The organism is Ensifer meliloti, assembly GCF_030064585.1.
Lineage (GTDB): Bacteria > Pseudomonadota > Alphaproteobacteria > Rhizobiales > Rhizobiaceae > Sinorhizobium > Sinorhizobium meliloti.
The window spans coordinates 1235598-1252778 of sequence record NZ_CP120365.1 but is presented as its reverse complement, the minus strand read 5'-3'; the positions used below and the strand labels follow the sequence as shown (position 1 = coordinate 1252778).

The window sequence follows — 17181 nt, the reverse complement described above, 5'->3', positions numbered from 1 at the left end:
GCGCAAAGCGGTCGGTTACCGATTATCGAAGAAGTCCATCGCGTCCGAACTCCTCCCACCCGGCCAGGTTGGAGGCGGCGTCTCCGTGTTCGGTTTCGGAATTTGACCCGCCCTTGGTGGTGTTTCTCAACGTCCGCGTCAACTTCGCCTTATACGCAGCCCGTCTGCGATTTTCGGCGGCAGCCGCCGCGTCTTCCTCGCGCCAATCTTCGACGACGCCTCGATCGAGAATGTCTCCGACAATCCTCGGGTCGAAGACGTGAAATGTTATCTTCCTGGCGCGCCCGCGCAGCTTGACCGTTCGCGTTCCGGCGCTTGGCAAGCGACCGTCGGCCAGCCAGCGATGTCTTTCGCTCGTCTTGATCGTAAGGATGTCCTCGATCTCGCGCGGAATCACCGGAAGGGTCTCGATGTTTACCAACGCCTTGACGACGACAGCCGATGCGGCATGGAATTCAGCCTTCTCGCTTGCGGGCATCATAAGCGTGAGCTCGCGACCATCGAGATTGAGCGACTTCTTCGTGGCATGCGGAAGCCGTGCGCGAATTTCCAGAAGGATGCCCTTCATGCGGACAGATGAACCCAATGTTGCCGCTGGCGGCAGCACCCATGTCTTGAGCAGCTCGATGTGGTTCTTGTCGTGTTTCGGCATGACGCCTAGATGGGTCGCTTCCTTTGGATCGTCAATGACGTCATGCTGTGGAGACAGAGCGTCCTCTAGGGTCAAGCCGAAAAATGTGGTAAGCGCCAGCCAACCAGCAATAACAGGAATGTAATGGTGAGCGAACCGACCGTCGCGGATGCAACAAACCGCATTTATGAATCGCTCCAAGCGGACAATGCCGACCTCGACGCGCATATCGCGACCCTCAAGGCAGCGTTGGCGCGGGAGGGGTTGAAAGAGGCCGTCTTTGACCCGGCCAGGCTCGCGCAGAACAACCGTTCTGGCAGGAAGCTGATGCAGGCCTACTTTCGGCAGCGCGGCGTAACGGTCAAATACTCGGCTTCGTGAAGCCGTCCCATGTCGTCAGACAGGCCGTAGTAGACGGTTGACCTGATCACCCAGCTTTGGCCTTCGAACGCGAATTGCTGACCGATCAGCAAGCAAGGCTTCATGACCATCATGTCCCAACCACAGCGGCAGCTTTACGCCATCTCTGACCTTCGTGATCAGCCTGCCTTCTGCGCAACGGTCGCGGACCGGATTTGGAGGGCCTGGTGGCAAGGAGCAGGCCATCCACTGGAACACGTGACAGACCACATGCAGGAAATGCTGAACGACAACGCGCTGCCCTTCGGTCTCGTGGCCCATGATGGGGGGCGATATCTCGGATCGACGCTCATTATCTCCTGCGACCTGGACGAGCGCCCGCAATACGCTCCTTGGGTGGCTGCCGTGTGGGTCGAGGTTGAACATCGGGGTAGGGGAATAGGCAGAGCTCTCGTCGGACGCGCAGCCGAGGCGGCGTTCGATCTGGGCCACGACATCGCCTATCTCTGCGCGTTGCCGGAAAAGCGTTCCTTCTACGAAGGATTCGGATGGCGTCGCCTCGAAGAAAACGTCGGTCCGCATGGACTGACGGTTCTTACGCGTTCCCGCGAGTAAGCTCCAATTTCGACCCGTTGGAGACGTTCCCCCAAAGCAGCTTATCGCTGCGAACGCGGCGGTTACCCACCACGCCTCGATGCAGGCCATGGATGGGCCAAAACGACGATGATCTTGTGCTCGCTCGTTCGCGGATGGATGAGAACTTCCTAACCTAAGCTTCCCCGTAACCTTCCGGAGCGATGACGCTGAGGGAATTGGCTTAGATGTTCGTGAATGATCTTCCAGACATTCGCATCTCTACGAAGGATAGTTGTTCCTCGCCCACCGCCTTCCAGAGCGCTACCATTTAAACTGCCCTCCACCGGAAGTGCTGCGGGGAGCGCAGCCGGCCGATTGGCGTGCTGCATCGCATTCTTCGCACCCTGCCTCTATCGGATGCAGGAAGACGAGTGGATCGCGGGCCAGTCGATCCGAGGCTATCCTCACTATGTCGCGGGAGCGGATCAGGCGGGCTTGAGCATGGCCGACCGGGCCTTCCCGCTGCAAGCCCTCTCGCCTCAGCCAGGCGTCGGCGAGGTTAAAGTTCTGGCAGCAGTGATCGTTCTCGCGATAGTCGACGCGGATCGGCTTGCCGTTATCGAGGACCGTACAGTGTCTCGGCACCCCATAGGGAACCTTCGCGATCAGCTCGGCGAGATGCAGCGTGGTGTCCGAATCGTGTTCGACACCGAGGAGGAGCACTTGTCCATCGAGTTCATGGATACGCCCTATCGGACTTGCGGGAGCGTGCGGGGGCAGGGGCAGGCTGTCTGATGTGATGCGTGCGGCAAGCGGGCCCGTTGCCGCAAACGCGAACGGATGGTCGCTGCGCGTCACATTCTCCAGACGCCAGAAGGTGTCGGCGACTATTCCAAGGTCGGGTGTGGCAGGTGTCGCCGCCGGGTCGAACGGCTCGTCGTCGAGACCCGACCATGATGGCATGACGAGCGTGCCCTCCGGACCAATGGCGGCGCGCAGAGCGGCAATCACGCCAGGCGGCCCGCCTTCGACAGGCCGGACGCTGCGAAAGGAACAGTGAACGAGCAGGACGCCTCCAAGCTTCACCCCGAGCGCAATGAGTTGGTCAACGATTTCCGAAGTCCGCCATTCATTTTGTTGCGTCATGGATTGCCTATTGGTAACCGCGTGGGCTGGCATTCGACAGCAAAAAGCGCGCTTGTTTGGGCCAAGCGCGCTCCGGCGAACGATCTGCAGCGGGGTTACGGCACCCTCGATCGATCCCGTTGATGATAGCATCAAAACGGCCGGCGAACAACGATGCGGAAGCTCCGCGGACGCCGCTCGGGTTGCGCCCTTTGCAGATATAGGCGGCCATGAGTTGCCATGTTCCGGCTTTTCGAGCATCTTCGCATTCGGGCTGCATGCGTTGCCGCATCGGGCTGGGAAGTGAACAATGGGACGGGCAGGTATGGCTCCGGGCGTCGCAGCCGCACATCCGGAGGTATGAACCGTGCCAATCGGTGGCGGATGCCTGCAGAGATCGCGGGCATGCTCGGCGTCCTCTTTCCATTCTCCAGCGATGAGCCGTGGGGCGGCGATTGGTTGCAGCGTGCGCTTTGATGTTCGTGCCGAAGGGGCAGGAGAGGGTTGGGTGAACGAGATGTCGACGGTCTCGCCGGTCGCCGGGGGCGCTTCCACTATTCAAGCCATTTGAGGTTTTCGTGGCGGGGCCGCATTATCGTCTGCAGACATTCGGGGAATTGCGGCTGGTCGATTCCGGCGGCGTGGCTGTGGCGTGTCCCGAGCGGGGGGCGCTGATACTCGCCTATCTCTGCGTGTCCGGGGAGAAAACGGCTTCCCGTGAAAAGCTCGCAATGCTGATCTGGCCCGAGCGGGAAAAGAGCGTCGCCTTCAAGAACCTGCGGTCGACCTTGTGGCGCATGCGCCACCTTGCTGCGGATACGGGACCGCTCATTACGGCAACGGAAGCCGAGGTTACGCTGGGGGAGATTGCCTGCGACGTCGGCGGTTTCCAGGCGCTGGAACGTTCGGAGGAGGCGTTCCGCACCGGGCTTCGGTTATGGCGCGATGGGTTTCTCGCAAGCGCGGATGTGCCGCCGGGCCGCTATGCGGATTGGGTGGGAGAACAGCGGCGCCTGTTCACGCAGTTGCTGCGCGCGGCGCTTATCGGCGGCGAAGAGCGGTTTGCCGACAGGGCGCTGCTGCGGACCGCGTGCATGCACTTCCTCGAGCTCGATCCGACGGATACGGCCGTGCGTCCGATCCTGGAGCGGATGACCGGCGGGGGTCTGGTCGTCGGGAGCGGTCAGCCGGACAGGGCCCGGCTGCGGCAGGGTGCCTTTGCCGGAGAGCCCGCAAGGGAGGCGAGTGCTCCGCCGGTTGCGCCGGCACCCCGTGTCGCGCTGCTTCCGCCGGCGGCCTTCGGCAGCGATCCGATGCTTCACGCAGTCAGCGTGGCCGTGGTCGAGGACATCACGATCGGGCTATGTGCGCAACGATCGATGTCCGTCGTTGCTCCCTACACGGCGGAGCGCATACGGGATGCCGCGGACAAGGCTGCGTTCCTGGAAAAGCATGGCGTTACCTATGCGCTCGACTGCCGCATGTCGGACCAGGGGCTCTTCACGCAGCTCATTTTTCTGCCGTCCGACGCGATCGTCTGGGCGGAGCGGTTTGCGATATCTCCGGTCGGTCTCCTGCAGCAACGCCAGGAAATCGCCTTTCATGTCGCCCGGGCGGTGACGGAGCAGGTCGAGACCGGCCGTGCCGCGCGTATCGACTATCTGGCCCATCCGGAGGCCTATTACGCCTATCTCGCCGGCCTGCGAAACCTCTCCAGCGTGGGTCTTCCCGAAATCCGCAGGGCACGCGGCGATTTCAGGGCCGCGCTCAAGCACAAGCCGGATTTTGCTCCGGCGCTGAGCGGGATGGCGCGCACCTATGCAATCGAGTGGATCCTGACTGCCCGCGGCGACCGGGAACTTCTTTCGGTGGCGGAGCATCACGCCAAGGGGGCGATCGAAAGCAATGAGGACCTGCCCGGAGCACACCGCGAGTTCGGTGTCGTCAAGCTCTATCAGGGTGATCTCGACGAGAGCCTTGCGGCGCTGGATCTCGCCGAAAACTTGAGCCCGCATTATGCCGACGTGCTTTACAGCCACGCCGACACGCTCGTTCATGTCTCCCGCCCGCGCGAGGCGCTCGACAAGCTCGCCAAGGCGCTTTCGCTCAATCCTCTGGCGCCCGACACGTATTTCTGGAGCGCTGCCGGTGCCAGCTATTTCCTCGAAAACTATCAGGACGCGATCGGCTACGTTCAGAGAATGAAGGACAAGTCGCCCGGCGACAGGCTGCTTGCGGCAAGCTGGGCGATGCTCGGCGACCAGAAGAAAGCACGGGCGTACCGGATGCGGGCGTTGAAGAGCAATCCGACGTTCGACGTCGATAAGTGGCTTGCCGTCGTTCCGATGAAGGAACAATGGCAGAAGGACCTCTATCGTGAGGGGCTGAAAAAAGCGGGGTTTTGAGGATGAGGGATAGCGATATGGCGAAAGTTGTTGTGATAGGCATTCCCGGCGAGCCGGGTCTGTGGCTGGCGGACCTGGGGAACGGAACCGTCAGGCCGCTCGATCAGGTGACGGGCGACTTGGCCACGGCGAACAAGCTCCGTGCACAAGGGGGGACGATCGTCAAGAATGTCGACCTCGCAGTGGCTGTGTCCTCCGCCGACAAGGTGTTTTCGGGTCATTTCGACGGGTGACCGGTCCCGACATCGGGGGTGGGGCCGGCTTGCGCAATGAATATTCCGATCGTGTGCTGAGCCCGGAAGAGACCTTCGAACGTGTAAAGCCTCTGCTTTCCGGTTTCGGCATAACCCGTATCGCGAGGCACACGGGACTCGACAGGACCGGAATCCCGGTCTGGTGCGCCTACACGCCGAATGCACGATCCATCGTGGTTGCACAGGGCAAAGGGCTGACGGATGCGGAGGCGAAGGTTTCTGCCGTCATGGAGGCGCTGGAGCGCGCTGTTGCCGGCGAACCCGCGGTCGAAACCATAATGGCCACAACCCGGGCCCTGCGGGCGTCCGGACGGACCGCGGACCCGCTTCCGGGGCTGATTGCGGCCGGGCAGGAGGAAATCGGTCCGGACGAGGAATTGCCATGGGCCGCCGGCTCCGATCTGATCTCCGGCCGCGAGGTGCTCGTGCCGCTCGCAGCGGCGCTGCTGGACCGTACCCGGCCTTCGCGTTTCTGGATGTCGTCGGATGGGCTCGCATCGGGAAATTCCATCCAGGAAGCGACATTGCACGGGCTGCTGGAGCGCATCGAGCGTGACGCTAATGTCCTGTGGGGCGTGTCTGGGCCGGAGAGCCGTTACCAGCAATGCGTTGCTTCCGAGGGGTTCGGCGATGCAGCGCTGAATAGTCTCGTCGAGCGCATAAGAGCCGCGGGTCTCGATCTCCGGCTTTTCGACATTACCAGCGACATCGGTATTCCCTGCTTTCTGGCATTGCTCGGCCCCTCCGACATCGCCATCAGGGACGATGGTCGTTTCGTCGATGTGACAAGCGGCTGCGGGGCGCATGTCTTTGCCGTTCGCGCGGCGATCAGAGCGGTGACCGAAGCGGCGCAGTCGCGGCTCACCTTCATGAGCGGCGCTCGGGACGATGTCTTTCCCGAAACCTTCAGCCGGCCTTTGCCGGACTCGACCCGCCAGGCCTTCCTCGCGGGGCCGTGCCGGCATGCGCCGGCGGCGCCGCCTGCGGGCGGCGATCTGGACGCGCTCATGCGCCACACCATCGATCATCTAAAGGATGCCGGTGTGCAATCTGCAATTGTGGTTCGCCTGTCAGCCGAAGCTCTGCCGTTCGCGGTCGTCAAGATCTTCGTCCCCGATCTTGAGAACCCCGACGGTGAAAGAGCACGCCGTTTCGGTCCGCGCGCGCTATCCAAAGCGCTCGCATTTTGAAGGAGCAGACCCGCAAGGCGCCTGGCGAGATCCGGCGCGAAACTCTACCGATGCGTGTGCAACGCTCGTGCAACGCGCGGAAATTCCGAAGTCGTTTATAGTCGATGTCAGGGAAGCGCACGGAATGGGGGTTCAAATGGGTAATCATCCTTCGTCCTTGACGGACACCGAAACGGAACTTGCGAGCATCGCCAGAATGCTGAGCCACATTCGCGATAGCGCCCGCGCATTGGACGCTCAGGCCGTCGAATATTGCGTCGAGATGGCTCTGCAGGCCGTTGCCAACGAGTTGCAGGATCGCAGCGAGCTCGTCATCGCGGCCGCGGGCTTCAACGCCAGAACGCACTCGTTGCAATAGCAGCGGTCGCGGGCTCGCCTCGCAAAGCGCGGTGCGGACAATGTTGCCGAGCGCGTCGGTCAGCGCGGGGAAGACTGCAATCTCTTCCTCATCTCTGTGCTTGTCACAGAGATCCAGCAGCGCCGCGTCTGCGGCGCGGGGAAGAGTTCTTTCAGCCCAACGACTTGGGCTGGCTGGATTCCTGTGACGAGCACAGGAATGAGGAGATCAAAAAAGCCGCGGCGGGTATCCCGAATCTCAACACGCCTTGGAGCGGAGGCGATCTATGGTCGGGCGGGGAAAAAGCGCGCTGCGGGAAGACCCGCGGCGCGTTGCTCACATCTAGCGATCCAGCTCCGGGTAGACCCTGTCGAGAAAACCCGGCCGCAGCTTCTCGCCTATCATGCAGTCTGCCGCAGCTTCGCCGGCCGCCAAACGGAGCGCCGGCTCGGGTGTCAGGCCGCTTACTTCCAGGATAAGCTTCTGGCGGATTGCGATCGCGAAATCCTCGGGTTCATGGACGGGCAGGACGAAGGAGCCGGGGCCGCCGATGACGCATTCGGCGTAATACTGGTCGAGCGGCCCGGTCGAGACCGACGGGCGGATGAGGATCGCAAGCCCATTGATGATGATCCCGCGCGATACGGCATCGTTGCGGGCAGGCGTGACCGGCGGCCCGGTATTGTTGGGCCCGTCACCGGAGACGTCGATGACCCGTCGCGCGCCCGAAAAGGCGTTCGAATCGATGAGGCCCGTGCCGAAAAGAATCGCATTGGAGATCGAGGTGCCGCGCCGCGTCCCGATCGGCCGCGCCTCCAGCTTGGCGGCGAAGGCTTCGGCGTCGGCAGCATTTTCGATCACCTGCCAGTTTACGACGGAGGCCTCGTTTACGAGCCCTGCCCATTCGAAATAGCCGATGGCGATCCGCCCGAGGAGCCCGCCCTGGACCGCATTGATGAAATCCGGGTGCCGCAGCGCCTGCAGATAGCCGGAGCGCTGCACGCGTGCCTCCTCCATGTCCATCGAGCCGGACATGTCGACAGCCAGCAACAGCTCCACGTCGACGTCGGCGGCCATGGCTGCCGTCTGTATCGGGCTCCCGCTCAGAGCCAGGATCAATGCTATCGTGCCTAACATCGCATCAGCCAATCATCGTGGATCACGCGTCGGGCGTTCTGCCCCTCTATCCCGGGCACCGCGATTTGCCGTAAAACCGGCCTCGGCCTCCGGGCCGATGTAATCCGATGAATGTACCACAGGATTGGAAATCGGCGACTGCCGGCGCGACGCGGGCCTACAATATTCGGTGATCGCGGCAAGAGCTGCGCGACCCGCCGCACCGTCACCGACGTCACCGAAGAATAGGCCACCATGTTTCACACCAGGCGGAACTCGGATATCGCATGCGTCGAGCGGCTGCAGCGCGCGGCGTTCGGCTACTTTCTTCGATATTCCGACACGGCAACCGGTCTGGTGGCCGATACGTCTCGCAAGGGTTCTCCGTCGAGTATCGCCGCCACCGGCTTCGGGCTCGCAGCCTATCCGGTCGCGGTCGAGCGCGGCTGGATCGGTCGGGCGGAGGCCGCCCGGCGTGTGCTGACCGCCCTCGCATTGTTCGCGGCGAGCCGGCAGGAGAGCGACGCGCGGGCAACCGGCTATCGCGGCTTCTATTATCATTTCCTCGATATGCGGTCGGGAGAGCGCGCCTGGCGCAGCGAACTCTCGACGATCGACACCGCGTTGCTCCTCGCCGGTGCCCTGGCCGCGGCGGCGTATTTCTCCGGCTCCGGCGAGCAGGAGAGGGAGATCAGGAGCCACGCGGCGTTTCTCTACGAAAGGGCAGACTGGAACTGGGCGCTCAATGGCGGCGATACCGTCACAATGGGTTGGCGCCCGCCCGGACGCTTCCTGAAGCACCGCTGGCGGGGCTACAGCGAGGCGCTGCTTCTTTATATTCTGGCGCTGGGTTCGCCAACACGGCCGATCGTGCCGCAGAATTACGACGCCTACACCGCGGCGCATGAATGGCTCACGCTCGATGGGGTGGCGCATCTCCACGCCGGCGCGCTCTTCGTCCACCTGTTTCCGCAGGCCTGGATCGATTTTCGCGGCGTTCGCGACCGGGGGATGCGTGAAAGGGACAGCGACTATTTCGAAAACTCCCGCCGCGCCATCAGGCTGCAGCGCGCCCATGCCGAGGAGAATCCTCATGGCTTCGCAGGTTACTGCAGCGATCTCTGGGGGTTCAGCGCCTGCCACGCGCCGAAAGGCTGGCTGAGGCTTCGCGACGGGCGGCGGCAGAGATTGCTCGGCTACGAGGCACGTGGCGCACCATTCGGCGCCGATGACGGTACGCTCGTTCCATGGGCGTCACTCGCCGGTCTGCCGTTCGAGCCGGACGCATGTCTTGGCAGCCTTTCTCACCTGATGTCGCAATATCCCGCGCTCGTTAATGAGGGTTGCCTTCCCGGCGGCTTCAATCCCAGCCTGCCGGGGGACGGCCCCGAGGGCTGGGTGGACGACAGAATCGTCGGACTTGACCAAGGGCTCGTGGTCATGATGATCGAGAACTGGAGAAGCGGCCTGATCTGGGAACTGACGCGCAGCATTCCGGCCTTCAGCCAGGGGTTGAGCAGGGCCGGCTTTGCGGGCGGGTGGCTTTCGTCGACGCTGCCTCGAGTCTGAAACGAGGGAAGCGGCCCGTAGCGGCTTCGTTCCCGTCTGGAGTGCCGCAATGGTTGCCCTTGTTCCTGCGCTGGCTTTTGCCGCCGCGATCGGATCCGGTCTGATGGCCGGGCTCTTCTTCGTCTTCTCGGTCTGCATAATGCAGGCGCTGTCGCGGCTCCCGCCGGATCAGGGGGTCGCCGCGATGAACGCCATCAACGTGGTCATCCAGAATCCGCTGTTCCTCTTCGCCTTCATGGGAACGGCGCTGCTTGGCCTCATCCTCCTCGTCATGGCCTTCATCTGGGGCGGGCAGGGGAGTTATCTGTTGGCAGCCGGCGGGCTCGTCTATCTCCTCGGCACGCTCGCGGTGACTATCGTCATCAATGTCCCGCTGAACGACGCGCTTGCCGCCGCCCCTGCCGGCCGGGCAGCCGCCGAGCTCTGGCAGCAGCGCTACCTGACCGACTGGGTCCGCTGGAACCACGTGCGCACCATCGCCTCGACAGGCGCGCTCGCCCTCTTCGTGCTCGGCTTCGCCCGGATCTAGCGCACTGCCGGACGGTTTTCCGTCCGCAGCCGGGTTGTTTTGAAGAACCGGATCAGCGCCCGGCATAGCGTGGCTCTCGCCGCTCTTTCCAGGCGGCAAGCCCTTCCTTGAGATCATGGCTCGGAACCATCCGTGCGAATTGCTCGCTTTCGCACAGCAGACCTTCTCCGATCGCCATGTTGAGGCCACGCGCCACGGCGGTGATGATGGCGGCGGTGGCAAGAGGCGAATGGCGAATGATGCGACCCGCAAGCGCTCGGGCCGAGGCGATCAGTTGCTCATGCGGCACGACGGCATTGACGAGCCCCATGTCCAGCGCGCGCTGGGGCGAGAACGCATCCCCGGTCAGAAGCAGCTCGAGCGCACGCTTCCGACCCGCCAGGCGAGGCAGTCTCTGAGTGCCCCCGAATGTCGGCGGCATGGCAAGCTTGATTTCCGGCTTGGCAAAGCGCGCCCGCTCGCTCGCGATCGCGAGATGCACCGCTTCGGTCACCTCGCAGCCGCCACCATAGGCGAGACCGTTGACGGCAGCGATCACAGGCTTCGGAAAGGCCTCCAGGCGGTGCGTGAGCTGCTGGCCCCGCCGGACAAAATCGCGGGTGGCAGCGTTCACGCCCTTGGCCACGCTGCCGGAAAATTCGTGGATGTCGCCGCCTGCGGAAAAGGCGCGATCGCCGGCGCCGGTGAGGATGACCGCCTGCACCGTCTCGTCGATCTCGATACGATCGAGAAGGGCTAAAAGCCGACCGATCAGTTCGTAGTTGAGCGCATTCAGCTTTTCGGGCCGGTTGAGGGTCAGGAGGGCGATGCCGGCCGAAATTTCGATGAGAACCGTGTCGGACATGAATTGTCTCCCATCATGTATTGACGAGCGGAGGCTAAGTCGGCGACACAGGAATGTATATTCACTAGTCGGTATACATGGCTCATGACGACGGCACCGAACACACGCGAACGCATCGTTTCCGCCGCTTCCAAGCTGTTCTATGCCGAAGGGATCCGCGCCGTCGGTGTGGACGCAGTCGCCGAGGCGGCCGGCGTGACGAAGCGAACGCTCTATTATCACTTCAAAAGCAAGGACGACCTGATTGCCGCCTATCTCGAAGGGCGTGATCAGCCGAACCTCAAGCTCTTCCAGAAATGGTTCAGCGAAGCCGAGGGCGGCGTGGCATCGAGGGTCGAGGGCATCTTCTTCAATCTCGCCCGCGCCGCCCGACATCCGAAATGGAAGGGCTGCGGCTTCCTGCGCACCTCCGCCGAACTCGCCAGCATGCCGGGGCACCCGGCGATCCGTATCGGCGCCGCGCATAAGAAAAAATTCGAGGACTGGCTCCGGCAGGCGTTCGAGGCGGAAGGGATCGTGGAGGCGGAAGAGCTCGCGCGGCAGGTCCTGTTGCTCCTCGACGGCAGCTTCGCCGTCGTTCTGCTCCACCGTGATCCGAGCTATATGGAGACGGCGGGTGCGGCGGCGGCCTCGCTCGTCAAGCTGGCGCTGTCGGAGCGGACAATCGGGAGGGTCAAATGACTGTACGACGCATCGTGCCAAATCTTCAGGTGTCCGATCCGCTTCAGGCGCATCGGTTCTATGCGGACCTGCTCGGCATGGAGGTGGTGATGGATCACGGCTGGATCGTCACATTTGCGGCGGTAGGCCGCACCGCCATGCCGCAGGTGAGCTTCGCCACCGAAGGCGGGTCCGGAACGCCGGTCCCGGCGCTCTCGATCGAGGTGGATGACGTGGACGAAACCTATCGCCGCGCCGCGGCCGCGGGTGTGGAGATCGTCTACGATATCACCGACGAAAGCTGGGGCGTGCGCCGGTTCTTTCTGCGCGATCCGTTCGGCAATATCGTCAACGTCCTTTCGCACCGGCCGAGGACTTGACCCCCCACCATACGGCAGGTGATCGAGGCGGAACATGGGAGAGCAGCCGCGACGCGGTAATCCATTGGATTGCATATACTGACCCATTGGAGCAGTGTTCGGCCATGGTGAAAAGGGTTCCCGTCAGTGTCGTGGAGACGCCGGAGTTCCTGCTACCCGCAAACTCATGAACGATGACGAGCGCGGCTTGCTGGTGGACTATCTGGCCCACAATCCCACGGCAGGCGATGTCGTTCAGGGAACGGGCGGCATCCGCAAGGTTCGCTGGGCGCTGGACGGGCGAGGCAAACGTGGCGGCGCGCGAGTGATCTATTTCTACCACGACACCGACATGCCGCTCTTTGCACTCACGGCCGCCTATGCGAAGAACGAGCGGGCCGATCTGAGCCAACAGGACAAGAACGACTTCCGCCAGTTGACTACGATGCTGGTGGATATTTTCAAGAGGAGAAAGCCATGAGCAAGGTTGCCGACAGCATCCGGCGCGGCCTGAACGAAGCGCTCGTCTATGCCGAGGGCAATACCGATGCGAACGCCTTTCGCGTCCATGTGCCCGAACGGATCGACGTGAAGGCGATCCGCACGAAGCTCGACATGACGCAGGAAGAATTTGCCGGACGATTCGGGTTCAGCGTCAACACGCTGCGCCATTGGGAACAGGGCTCGCGACAGCCGGAAGGGCCGACTCGCGCTTATCTTCTGGTGATCGACCGCGCCCCGAAGGCCGTTCAGAAGGCTTTGCAGGCAGCGTGACCCGTTGCAGGGCGAGCGGAGCGCGGAGACGTTGCTCAAGACCGATGCCGCGGCGCTCGCGCCGGCCCACATCGTCGGCCGCCGCATGGTTGGTGCGAGAGGATTTCGAGCGGCTGACCGCCGTCAACGACAACAGGCCCGACATTGTCAGCAGCAGCCTCAGATCATCGTCAGCGCGTTCGCGACGTCGGCGACGAGATCGTCCGGATGCTCGATGCCGATCGACAGGCGGATCGTGGATTCGAGCACGCCGATCCGGGCGCGGACCTCGATCGGCACGCCGGAATGCGTCATCGCCGCCGGGTGGCTAGCGAGCGATTCCGTACCGCCGAGGCTGACGGCGAGCTTGAAGATCTGCAGTGCGTTGAGGAAGCGGAATGCCGCCTCCTGGCCGCCGGCGATGTCGAAGGAGAAGGTCGATCCCGCCCCGGTGCATTGCGTGGCGAATACACGGCCGACCGGCGTGTCCGCGTCGTGGAACGGCAGATAGTGGATTCGCTCGACCTTGGGATGGTCGCGCAGGAATTCGGCGACGATGCGGGCGTTGTCGTTTGCCTTTTCCATACGCACAGACAGGGTTTCGAGCGAGCGGCCGATCATCCAGCAGGAATGCGGGTCGAGCTGCGTGCCGATCGAGCCGCGCAGGGCCTTCACCTGCCTGATCAGCGCCTTGGAGCCGAGAACGGCGCCTGCGATCAGGTCGGAATGGCCTCCGACATATTTGGTCAGCGAGTAAAGGGAAAGGTCGGCCCCGTGTTCGATCGGGTGCTGAAAGACAGGGCCGAGCAGGGTGTTGTCGCAGGCGACGATCGGCCGATGCGCCTGTCTTTCTCCGATCCTTTCGGCAATGCGGCGGACCAACGCGACGTCGACAAGGCTGTTGGTGGGATTGGCCGGCGTCTCTATCAGGATCACGGAGACCCGTCCCTTACTCATCGCCTCTTCAGCCGCGGCATTGACGGCCGCCTCGTCTGTACCATCGGCAAAGCCGACGGCGGAGACGCCCAGATTGAGGAAGGTCTTGGCGAGCAACGTTTCGGTGCCGCCGTAAAGCGGCTGCGAATGCAGGATGGAGTCGCCCGGCCGCACGAAGGCGAGAAGCGTCGTGGCGATCGCCGACATGCCGGAGGAAAAGAGAGCGCCGGCTTCCGCTCGTTCGAAAATGGCGAGCCGGTCTTCGACGATCTCGCTGTTCGGGTGATTGAAGCGGGAATAGACGAGCCCGGCACCCACGCCAGCGGGCGGTTCGCGCCGCCCGGAGACGAAGTCGAAGAAGTCGCGGCCCTCCTCGGCGGAGTGGAAGACGAAAGTCGAGGTGAGAAAGATCGGCGGCTTGACAGCACCCTCCGAGAGCTCGGGGTCGTAACCATAATTCAGCATCAGCGTTTCGGGATGCAGTTTGTGGTTGCCGATATGGGTCTTGGAAGGGTGCGGCGCGGTCATGGGTTTTTCTCCTTGGCGCAGGCAGACTCTACTACCGGCTTGAATATACCAAACGTCTGCGCACGATCCTTGCTATTTGCGATCACTTCGTTTTGATGCCCGCAATCTCTTGCCGGTGCAAAGAACCTCTCCAGTGCCTCCGCTGCACGCTTTTGTCCTTTGCAGCAGGCCGCGGGAATTGACTGCGCGCCCGCGGAAAGCGACATTGCTGCCAGCGCCCGAAGTGGAGTCCGCCATGGAACACGTTCAGCAGACGGACCTGCCAAGACCGGTGTACCGTCACATCTCCACCTTCCTGCGTTCGTTTTCCACAAGCGGCCTCCTCGTCGGCATTCTGTTCTTTGCAGTTTCGCTGACGCCAAGTCTGATACCCAGGCCCTATCTCATTCAGGCCGTGATCTCCGGATTTTCTCTTGCGGCCGGCTACGCGGTCGGTGTGTCTCTGCGCTGGCTCTGGTCCTTCTTCGAACTCCCCGAGCCGACGGTGCGGCGCGCGCGAACATTGAAGATCGCCGCTGCGATCGTCTCGATAGCGGCTGCGGCCGTATTCCTGTGGCAGGCGGCGCATTGGCAAAACACGGTTCGGCACATCATGGGCCTCGAACCCATCGAGAGCGCCGAGCCGGTCAAGCTCGGTCTGATAGCCGTGCTGATGTTCATCGTCCTGGTCCTCCTGGCGCGGCTGTTCCGGCTGACCTTTCGCGTGCTTTCCCGATGGCTGCAATATTTCCTCACGCGGCCGATCGCCAATGCTCTCGGCGGGCTGGTGGCGCTCGCGCTGTTCTGGTCCGCTGCGAACGGCGTAATCTTCAAGTTCGCGCTTCGTGCCGCAGACAGTTCTTTCCAGCAACTCGATGCGCTTATGGATCCCGAGATCGCACCGCCTGCCGACCTCGCCAGGACGGGGAGCGGCGCGTCGCTCGTGCACTGGGACGAGCTTGGGCGCCAGGGGCGGCAGTTCATCGCGTCCGGACCGACCGGCGCTGACATCGGCGCCTTCTTCGGGGCTGCAGCCCCTGATCCCGTGCGTGTCTATGTCGGACTGAATTCCGCCGAGACCGCGCGGGAGCGGGCGAAGCTGGCGCTGGAGGAGCTGAAGCGTGCCGGGGGCTTCGAGCGCAAGTCACTGATTGTCGTCGTGCCGACCGGCACCGGCTGGATCGACCCCGAGGCGCTCGACACGGTCGAATATCTGCTTCACGGCGACGTCGCGAGCGTGGCCGTGCAATATTCCTATCTCACCAGCTGGCTCTCCCTGCTGGTCGAGCCGGGCTACGGCGCCGACGCGGCCGACGCCCTCTTCGACGCGGTCTATGGCTACTGGACGACGCTGCCCAGGGATCGTCGGCCCAAGCTCTACCTGCACGGCCTGAGTCTTGGCGCAATGAATTCGCAAGGATCGGTCGATCTCTTCGACGTCATCAGCGATCCCTTCCAGGGCGCGCTCTGGAGCGGACCGCCGTTTCCGAGCGCGCTCTGGCGTTCGGTGACGGCCGACCGCGTCGCCGGCTCGAGCGCCTGGCTTCCGCGCTATCGCGACAGCTCCGCCATCCGCTTCACCAGCCAGGAGAATGCGCTCGACATTCCCGGTGCGCATTGGGGCGCGATGCGGATCGTCTATCTGCAATATGCCAGCGATCCGGTGACCTTTTTCGATCCCCATTCCTTCTACCGGGAGCCGGACTGGATGAAGCCCCCGCGGGGGCCGGACGTTTCGCCGGCGCTGAACTGGTTTCCCGTGGTCACGGGGCTGCAGCTGCTTGCCGACATGGCATTGGCGACGACCTCGCCGATGGGCTACGGCCATGTCTACGCACCGGAACATTACATCGACGCCTGGATGGCGGTCACCGATCCGCAGGGGATTACGGCCGAGGATGTCACGCGGTTGAAGGCGCAATTCTCCGTGCGGTAGGTGCACGTCAGCCCCTCGAGCCGGGCAGTACCCGGGGTTTGCCCCTCACCCTAGCCCTCTCCCCGCAAGCGGGGCGAGGGGACGAGTCCGCTTGGGATCCGTTGAGGCCGAAGCGCCGCACAACGGTGTCCCCTCTCCCCGCAGGCGGGGAGAGGGTTAGGGTGAGGGGCAAACCCCGGGTTCAGACCGGGTTGATTGTCAACCTGGTTGAACCTTCTCCACGGGACCCTACAGACCGACCAATAGTCCCTCCATTGCGCCGATGATCTTGCGGTGCTGATGGGCATGGCGGGTGCGGAGACTCGTTGCCGCATAGACGGTCTGAGGGATGACCGGCGCGTCGGCCACGACGGCAACCCGGTCGGAGAGCCGATCGGCTGTCGCCTGCGTCACGTAAGCGGCGCCGCCGAGCGTGCGCAACAGGTCCGTGACGGCCATGTTCTGGCCGGCGGCAAGCGAAGCGCCCGAAAGGTGCGGAAGTGCCAGGCGGTGCGCCCGGTCGAAGGCCGGCGAGTAACTCGAACGGATATAGGTTTCGGGCTTCACCTCGGCCATCTCAGGAGCATCGGTGGTGACCAGCACGTAATGCAGTTCGCCGATCCGTTCATAGTGAAGGTCGGGCAGGAAATGCGGTGTGTAGAGGATCGCGAGATCGAGCTCCCCGGCGGCGAGATCGCGGTTCATCTGGTTCGAATAATCCGCCTCCATATAGATCTCGGTGGTCGGCAGATCGCGGCGGATCGCAGCCACCCAGCGGCCGGCAATGGTCTCGGCCAGGTCGTGCTGAATTCCGAGCCGCATCGAACGTTCCAGAGCGCCTGCACTCGCTACTGCACGGGTCGCTTCATGCCACTGATTCTGCAAGGCTTTCGCATAATCCAGAAAGCGCAGTCCCGCGGCGGTCGGAAGGGTTCCGCCCTTGTTGCGGGTGAAGAGCTTGCGGCTGAACTGCGTCTCCAGGGCCTTCACCCTATGGGAAACCGTGGATTGCGTGATGTTGAGCCGCTCGGCCGTCCGGTTGAAGCTGCGCGTTTCCATCAGGTCAAGAAAGGTTTCGATCAGGTCCACCTGCATTTGTGTCGCTCCTTGCTCCT

Annotated in this window: 20 protein-coding genes; 13 read left to right on the top strand and 7 right to left on the bottom strand. The window is 63.1% G+C overall.

All coding sequences use genetic code 11. The annotated features are described in order from the left end of the window. Positions 1 to 22 precede the first annotated feature (22 nt). Positions 23 to 652: a hypothetical protein gene (locus PZL22_RS13125; protein ID WP_127517673.1), complete on the bottom strand. Its 630-nt coding sequence runs from the start codon at positions 650 to 652 to the stop codon at positions 23 to 25. 123 nt (positions 653 to 775) lie between these two features. Between PZL22_RS13125 and PZL22_RS13120 the strand changes: the two genes are divergently transcribed. Both PZL22_RS13120 and PZL22_RS13115 read left to right on the top strand, forming a co-directional pair. Continuing rightward, positions 776 to 1012: a hypothetical protein gene (locus PZL22_RS13120; RefSeq protein WP_003534173.1), complete on the top strand. Its 237-nt coding sequence runs from the start codon at positions 776 to 778 to the stop codon at positions 1010 to 1012. A gap of 102 nt (positions 1013 to 1114) precedes the next feature. Further along, entirely contained in the window at positions 1115 to 1606 is a 492-nt protein-coding gene (locus tag PZL22_RS13115) for a GNAT family N-acetyltransferase (protein ID WP_033049113.1), read from the top strand. 149 nt (positions 1607 to 1755) lie between these two features. Here the strand turns inward: PZL22_RS13115 and PZL22_RS31615 are convergent, their stop codons facing one another. Then, positions 1756 to 1956, bottom strand: a complete 201-nt coding sequence (locus PZL22_RS31615) for a nuclear transport factor 2 family protein (RefSeq protein WP_080573549.1) — start codon at positions 1954 to 1956, stop codon at positions 1756 to 1758. Beyond that, positions 1889 to 2713, bottom strand: coding sequence for an AAC(3)-IV family aminoglycoside N-acetyltransferase (gene aac(3)-IV, locus PZL22_RS13110; RefSeq protein WP_003534177.1), 825 nt, complete (start codon positions 2711 to 2713; stop codon positions 1889 to 1891). Before aac(3)-IV ends, PZL22_RS31615 begins: the two co-directional genes overlap by 68 nt. A 557-nt stretch (positions 2714 to 3270) precedes the next feature. Here aac(3)-IV and PZL22_RS13105 point away from each other — a divergent pair. The 4 genes from PZL22_RS13105 to PZL22_RS13090 all read left to right on the top strand — a co-directional run bounded on the left by PZL22_RS13105 (position 3271) and on the right by PZL22_RS13090 (position 6899). Beyond that, a complete protein-coding gene (locus PZL22_RS13105; RefSeq protein ID WP_003534181.1) occupies positions 3271 to 5097 on the top strand; it encodes an AfsR/SARP family transcriptional regulator in 1827 nt (608 codons plus the stop codon). Positions 5098 to 5114: 17 nt separating this feature from the next. Further along, positions 5115 to 5330, top strand: a complete 216-nt coding sequence (locus PZL22_RS13100; RefSeq protein ID WP_010969830.1) for a hypothetical protein — start codon at positions 5115 to 5117, stop codon at positions 5328 to 5330. Continuing rightward, on the top strand, positions 5327 to 6541 hold the full coding sequence (locus tag PZL22_RS13095) for a YcaO-like family protein (protein WP_003534185.1): 1215 nt from the start codon (positions 5327 to 5329) through the stop codon (positions 6539 to 6541). Before PZL22_RS13100 ends, PZL22_RS13095 begins: the two co-directional genes overlap by 4 nt. 124 nt (positions 6542 to 6665) lie before the next feature. Continuing rightward, on the top strand, positions 6666 to 6899 hold the full coding sequence (locus PZL22_RS13090) for a hypothetical protein (RefSeq protein ID WP_284718714.1): 234 nt from the start codon (positions 6666 to 6668) through the stop codon (positions 6897 to 6899). 321 nt (positions 6900 to 7220) lie between these two features. On the opposite strand, the gene PZL22_RS13085 is transcribed toward PZL22_RS13090, so the two are convergent. Further along, a complete protein-coding gene (locus tag PZL22_RS13085) occupies positions 7221 to 8015 on the bottom strand; it encodes a DUF1194 domain-containing protein (RefSeq protein ID WP_013844664.1) in 795 nt (264 codons plus the stop codon). Positions 8016 to 8249: 234 nt separating this feature from the next. Between PZL22_RS13085 and PZL22_RS13080 the strand changes: the two genes are divergently transcribed. Beyond that, positions 8250 to 9563 (top strand): glucoamylase family protein, encoded by a 1314-nt coding sequence (locus PZL22_RS13080; RefSeq protein ID WP_003534193.1) that lies wholly within the window; start codon positions 8250 to 8252, stop codon positions 9561 to 9563. Positions 9564 to 9612: 49 nt separating this feature from the next. After that, a complete protein-coding gene (locus PZL22_RS13075; RefSeq protein WP_003534194.1) occupies positions 9613 to 10092 on the top strand; it encodes an anthrone oxygenase family protein in 480 nt (159 codons plus the stop codon). Between the two features lie 52 nt (positions 10093 to 10144). On the opposite strand, the gene PZL22_RS13070 is transcribed toward PZL22_RS13075, so the two are convergent. Next, positions 10145 to 10936 (bottom strand): crotonase/enoyl-CoA hydratase family protein, encoded by a 792-nt coding sequence (locus PZL22_RS13070; RefSeq protein WP_003534196.1) that lies wholly within the window; start codon positions 10934 to 10936, stop codon positions 10145 to 10147. Between the two features lie 84 nt (positions 10937 to 11020). Between PZL22_RS13070 and PZL22_RS13065 the strand changes: the two genes are divergently transcribed. The 4 genes from PZL22_RS13065 (at position 11021) to PZL22_RS13050 (ending at position 12729) form a co-directional block, all read left to right on the top strand. Continuing rightward, positions 11021 to 11617 (top strand): TetR/AcrR family transcriptional regulator, encoded by a 597-nt coding sequence (locus tag PZL22_RS13065; protein WP_003534197.1) that lies wholly within the window; start codon positions 11021 to 11023, stop codon positions 11615 to 11617. Further along, positions 11614 to 11976, top strand: a complete 363-nt coding sequence (locus PZL22_RS13060) for a glyoxalase superfamily protein (RefSeq protein ID WP_003534198.1) — start codon at positions 11614 to 11616, stop codon at positions 11974 to 11976. The genes PZL22_RS13065 and PZL22_RS13060 overlap by 4 nt, the downstream gene beginning before the upstream one ends. Positions 11977 to 12142: 166 nt before the next feature. Next, positions 12143 to 12436, top strand: a complete 294-nt coding sequence (locus PZL22_RS13055) for a type II toxin-antitoxin system RelE/ParE family toxin (protein WP_127517674.1) — start codon at positions 12143 to 12145, stop codon at positions 12434 to 12436. Continuing rightward, positions 12433 to 12729 carry a type II toxin-antitoxin system RelB family anti-toxin transcriptional regulator gene (locus tag PZL22_RS13050; protein ID WP_003534201.1) on the top strand — a complete coding sequence of 99 codons (297 nt, stop codon included), beginning with the start codon at positions 12433 to 12435 and terminating at the stop codon, positions 12727 to 12729. Before PZL22_RS13055 ends, PZL22_RS13050 begins: the two co-directional genes overlap by 4 nt. Before the next feature lie 159 nt (positions 12730 to 12888). Here PZL22_RS13050 and PZL22_RS13045 read toward each other — a convergent pair whose 3' ends face one another. Beyond that, entirely contained in the window at positions 12889 to 14172 is a 1284-nt protein-coding gene (locus tag PZL22_RS13045) for a cystathionine gamma-synthase family protein (RefSeq protein WP_003534205.1), read from the bottom strand. A 235-nt stretch (positions 14173 to 14407) separates the two neighbouring features. Here PZL22_RS13045 and PZL22_RS13040 point away from each other — a divergent pair, with 235 nt between their 5' ends. After that, complete coding sequence (locus tag PZL22_RS13040; RefSeq protein WP_003534207.1) at positions 14408 to 16087, top strand: alpha/beta hydrolase; 1680 nt, start codon at positions 14408 to 14410, stop codon at positions 16085 to 16087. Positions 16088 to 16315: 228 nt separating this feature from the next. Here PZL22_RS13040 and PZL22_RS13035 read toward each other — a convergent pair whose 3' ends face one another. Continuing rightward, on the bottom strand, positions 16316 to 17161 hold the full coding sequence (locus tag PZL22_RS13035) for a LysR family transcriptional regulator (RefSeq protein WP_003534209.1): 846 nt from the start codon (positions 17159 to 17161) through the stop codon (positions 16316 to 16318). Between the last annotated feature and the right edge of the window lie 20 nt (positions 17162 to 17181).

What these genes read in the sequence shown, in the direction of transcription:
- PZL22_RS13125 (WP_127517673.1), bottom strand. Translation starts at nt 652, where the DNA reads ATGCCGAAACACGACAAGAACCACATCGAGCTGCTCAAGACATGGGTG.
- PZL22_RS13120 (WP_003534173.1), top strand. Translation starts at nt 776, where the DNA reads ATGGTGAGCGAACCGACCGTCGCGGATGCAACAAACCGCATTTATGAA.
- PZL22_RS13115 (WP_033049113.1), top strand. Translation starts at nt 1,115, where the DNA reads ATGACCATCATGTCCCAACCACAGCGGCAGCTTTACGCCATCTCTGAC.
- PZL22_RS31615 (WP_080573549.1), bottom strand. Translation starts at nt 1,956, where the DNA reads ATGCAGCACGCCAATCGGCCGGCTGCGCTCCCCGCAGCACTTCCGGTG.
- PZL22_RS13100 (WP_010969830.1), top strand. Translation starts at nt 5,115, where the DNA reads ATGGCGAAAGTTGTTGTGATAGGCATTCCCGGCGAGCCGGGTCTGTGG.
- PZL22_RS13090 (WP_284718714.1), top strand. Translation starts at nt 6,666, where the DNA reads ATGGGGGTTCAAATGGGTAATCATCCTTCGTCCTTGACGGACACCGAA.
- PZL22_RS13085 (WP_013844664.1), bottom strand. Translation starts at nt 8,015, where the DNA reads ATGTTAGGCACGATAGCATTGATCCTGGCTCTGAGCGGGAGCCCGATA.
- PZL22_RS13080 (WP_003534193.1), top strand. Translation starts at nt 8,250, where the DNA reads ATGTTTCACACCAGGCGGAACTCGGATATCGCATGCGTCGAGCGGCTG.
- PZL22_RS13075 (WP_003534194.1), top strand. Translation starts at nt 9,613, where the DNA reads ATGGTTGCCCTTGTTCCTGCGCTGGCTTTTGCCGCCGCGATCGGATCC.
- PZL22_RS13070 (WP_003534196.1), bottom strand. Translation starts at nt 10,936, where the DNA reads ATGTCCGACACGGTTCTCATCGAAATTTCGGCCGGCATCGCCCTCCTG.
- PZL22_RS13065 (WP_003534197.1), top strand. Translation starts at nt 11,021, where the DNA reads ATGACGACGGCACCGAACACACGCGAACGCATCGTTTCCGCCGCTTCC.
- PZL22_RS13060 (WP_003534198.1), top strand. Translation starts at nt 11,614, where the DNA reads ATGACTGTACGACGCATCGTGCCAAATCTTCAGGTGTCCGATCCGCTT.
- PZL22_RS13055 (WP_127517674.1), top strand. Translation starts at nt 12,143, where the DNA reads ATGAACGATGACGAGCGCGGCTTGCTGGTGGACTATCTGGCCCACAAT.
- PZL22_RS13050 (WP_003534201.1), top strand. Translation starts at nt 12,433, where the DNA reads ATGAGCAAGGTTGCCGACAGCATCCGGCGCGGCCTGAACGAAGCGCTC.
- PZL22_RS13045 (WP_003534205.1), bottom strand. Translation starts at nt 14,172, where the DNA reads ATGACCGCGCCGCACCCTTCCAAGACCCATATCGGCAACCACAAACTG.
- PZL22_RS13040 (WP_003534207.1), top strand. Translation starts at nt 14,408, where the DNA reads ATGGAACACGTTCAGCAGACGGACCTGCCAAGACCGGTGTACCGTCAC.
- PZL22_RS13035 (WP_003534209.1), bottom strand. Translation starts at nt 17,161, where the DNA reads ATGCAGGTGGACCTGATCGAAACCTTTCTTGACCTGATGGAAACGCGC.